Raw genomic sequence first — 3,202 nt, forward strand, 5'->3', positions numbered from 1 at the left:
TGGGGGGAGCGGCGCATCGAACGGGAGGTTCCCTCCCGTTTGTGTGCGACAAGACAGACCCCCCAGATCCGGGTTCTACGCAGCCACTAACCTAAAAAGTACTAGTCCGAAATCTGTGGGTAATGGATAGCTTTATAAGTGGGTTGGGTGGTAAATCAACTGAAAACAAAGCCCAGTATACTTATGTACGCACAATCGGAAATAGGAAAAAGTAGGTTCGATCTTATTACACCTTTCAGCCTAAAGCCTAAAACCTAAAACCTATCTCCTAACGAAGTTTCTGCACCCAATTGTGATAAAGCTGCTGAATCTTGACGGTGATTGGTTGTGCGGTGGCTGGTGCTGAAGAAGGTGTGGATTGAATATTTGCCAATAGATGAGCTTCAGCCATCGCCACATCACCATCGCTATAAATTAAACCGCTAATTGCTTCGATTAGAGCGTCGTCATCATAAATCGATCGATCTCCCAGATACTCGCCAATCCACTGCTCGCAGTCTGTGGGGGTAACTTTGCTCGATCCCGTCAATAATGATTCGATCTCAGGCTCTAGATCCAACTGACGATCGTGAACAACTTTCGAGAGATATTGACGTTCTTCCGGTTGGATAGTCCCATCGAGCCAAGCTACGCCGATGAGGATCTTCATTAGCAATCGTCCCTGAGATTCTGCCTGCATAGGATTTACCATAGTAAGTAATTCTCTTTTCCTAATTCTATGCCGATCGCTGCTGACATGGCTGCCAAATTTCCTGCCGATACGTTTGCCAATCTAGAGCGTGTCGATAAAATGTGGCAAAATTTGCGACAGGGACAGATTTCGCCACGAGAAATGGTCGTTTCCAGCGATGAATTTTTAAAAACCATCGATATCGAGATTGCGATCGCGGGTGGTACGCTGGGAATTATCCTGGCAGCGGCTCTCCAACAGCGCGGGATGCAGGTAGTCGTCATCGAGCGGGGAGAATTGAAAGGGCGAGTGCAGGAGTGGAACATCTCGCGGGCGGAATTAGCGGTGCTGGTGGAGCTAGAATTGCTATCTGAGGCCGAATTAGCACTAGCGATCGCCACAGAGTATAACCCAGGACGGATCGCTTTTCCGAATACGCCCGATATTTGGGTGCGAGATGTCTTAAATATCGGTGTAGATCCAGTATATTTACTCGCAACTCTCAAGGCTAAATTTTTAGAACGCGGTGGCAGATTATTAGAATTTACCGCTTGCGATCGCGTCACAATTCACCCAAATGGGGTAGAAATTAATACCCCAACGGCGAGATTGACAAGTAAGTTATTTATCGATGCCATGGGGCATTTTTCGCCACTAGCCGCACAAGCTAGAGCGGGGGTAAAGCCAGAGGGAATTTGTCTGGTAGTCGGTAGTTGCGCGACAGGATTCGAGCGTAATGAAACGGGCGATATATTTGCGACAATTACGCCAATTCAAAATCAGTGTCAATATTTTTGGGAAGCATTTCCCGCCCGCGATGGACGCACCACCTATCTATTCACTTATATGGATGCGCATCCCGATCGGTTTAGTATAGAATTTTTATTTAATGAATATCTCAGATTATTACCCACTTATCAACAGGTCGAATTATCCCAATTAAATTTTCAGCGGTGTCTGTTTGGGTGCTTTCCATCCTATCGTAATAGTCCGCTCAAAACACCCTGGGCGCGAATACTATTAATTGGCGATAGTAGTGGTAGTCAATCTCCCGTCAGTTTTGGCGGCTTCGGAGCAATGATTCGTCATTTGTCTCGACTGACTGATGGGATTGAAATGGCCATGCGTGCGGATGCACTGACTAATAAAGATCTCCAATTATTGCAACCATATCAACCTAATATTGCTGTAACTTGGATGTTTCAAAGAGCGATGAGCGTACCGATCCATAGTCAAATTAATCCCGATCGCATTAACAACCTCTTAACTGCTGTCTTTCGATCGATGAACGATCTCGGCGACAATGTTCTGCGCCCATTTCTTCAGGATGTCGTCCAGTTTCCCGCACTATCTAGAACATTAGGACAAACCTCAATATCTAGTTTGCCAGCAGTACTACCGATCGTCCCTCATGTCGGAGTTGCCACACTGCTCGATTGGCTGATTAACTATATTAACTTAGGTGTGTATACTGGACTTTATCCATCGAGTAAACTTATCGCACCATTATTAACTAAACTTTCACCATCGCAACAGTATTACTATCAGCAAGTATTACAGGCTTACCGATATGGATCCGGCAAAGACTTAGATATTTAGAGTGTCGGGTGGTAAAAATGCGTTCGCGGAGCGTGCCAACGGCAATTGTCACGAGCAGCACGATCGATACGTAGTGATGAGTTTTATGTGTAGTTTTAGCGGGACGAATTATAAATGCAAATATGCCGTCACTTTACTGCCCCTAATTCCACGTTTGACATCGCCTACCTCACACTTCCAATTTTGCTGACATGAATAACCCCTTAGAGCAGTTTTCAGTTGAGATCGATCGATCGGATCGAGACATTAATCTCGCTAAGGCTGCATTATATATTTCCCAAATTGAATATCCCGACTTGGAGATCGATCGATATCTAAATATTATCGAAGAAATGGCTGCGGAAGTAACTAAAAGATTGCCAGAAACGCACTATCCGCTCAAAGTCATTCAAACCATTAACAGCTATTTATATACAGAACTTAACTTTCACGGTAACGAGACCGATTATTACAATCCAGCTAATAGTTTTCTCAATGAAGTTATCGATCGCCGGACGGGGATTCCAATTACCTTAGCGGTTGTGTACTTAGAAATTGCCAAGAGGATCTATTTTCCGATGGTTGGAATTGGAATGCCAGGACATTTTCTGATCAAACCTAATTTTAAAGATGCGGGCATATTTGTCGATGCCTTTAATGGTGGTGAAGTTTTATTTGTGGAAGACTGTAGGCAAAAGCTAATCCACATCTACCAACAAGATATTCCCTTTTTACCACCCGAACTATTGCAACCAGTTACCAATCGTCAGATCTTACTACGAATCTTAAATAACCTCCAGGCAAACTACCTCAATCAAGTCGATTTCGATCGCGCCTACGTCATCAAACAATGGATCGAAATCGTTGGCTTCCAGTAGATAACTGCTAAATCGGTGTCGCAACGCCCTAAAATTGGAGAAAATTATGCTAGTGCGCCGTGCATAGTCAATCCCC

At 44.5% G+C, this 3,202-nt stretch carries 3 protein-coding genes; 2 read left to right on the forward strand and 1 reads right to left on the reverse strand.

The genetic code is table 11. The annotated features are described in order from the left end of the window. Nucleotides 1-268: 268 nt before the first annotated feature. Nucleotides 269-679, reverse strand: a complete 411-nt coding sequence (locus tag C7B77_RS26855; RefSeq protein WP_106312233.1) for a tellurite resistance TerB family protein — start codon at nt 677-679, stop codon at nt 269-271. A gap of 39 nt (nt 680-718) precedes the next feature. On the opposite strand from C7B77_RS26855, the gene C7B77_RS26860 reads away from it, so the two are divergent. Both C7B77_RS26860 and C7B77_RS26865 read left to right on the forward strand, forming a co-directional pair. Then, a complete protein-coding gene (locus tag C7B77_RS26860; protein ID WP_106312227.1) occupies nt 719-2,269 on the forward strand; it encodes an FAD-dependent oxidoreductase in 1,551 nt (516 codons plus the stop codon). Between the two features lie 191 nt (nt 2,270-2,460). Next, a complete protein-coding gene (locus C7B77_RS26865; RefSeq protein WP_106312230.1) occupies nt 2,461-3,126 on the forward strand; it encodes a SirB1 family protein in 666 nt (221 codons plus the stop codon). Nucleotides 3,127-3,202: the final 76 nt, after the last annotated feature.

This window comes from Chamaesiphon polymorphus CCALA 037 (assembly GCF_003003845.1).
In the GTDB taxonomy this organism is placed as follows: domain Bacteria; phylum Cyanobacteriota; class Cyanobacteriia; order Cyanobacteriales; family Chamaesiphonaceae; genus Chamaesiphon; species Chamaesiphon polymorphus.

Excerpts from the sequence above, each read along its gene's own strand:
- C7B77_RS26855 (WP_106312233.1), bottom strand. The coding sequence starts at position 679 with ATGCAGGCAGAATCTCAGGGACGATTGCTAATGAAGATCCTCATCGGC.
- C7B77_RS26860 (WP_106312227.1), top strand. The coding sequence starts at position 719 with ATGCCGATCGCTGCTGACATGGCTGCCAAATTTCCTGCCGATACGTTT.
- C7B77_RS26865 (WP_106312230.1), top strand. The coding sequence starts at position 2,461 with ATGAATAACCCCTTAGAGCAGTTTTCAGTTGAGATCGATCGATCGGAT.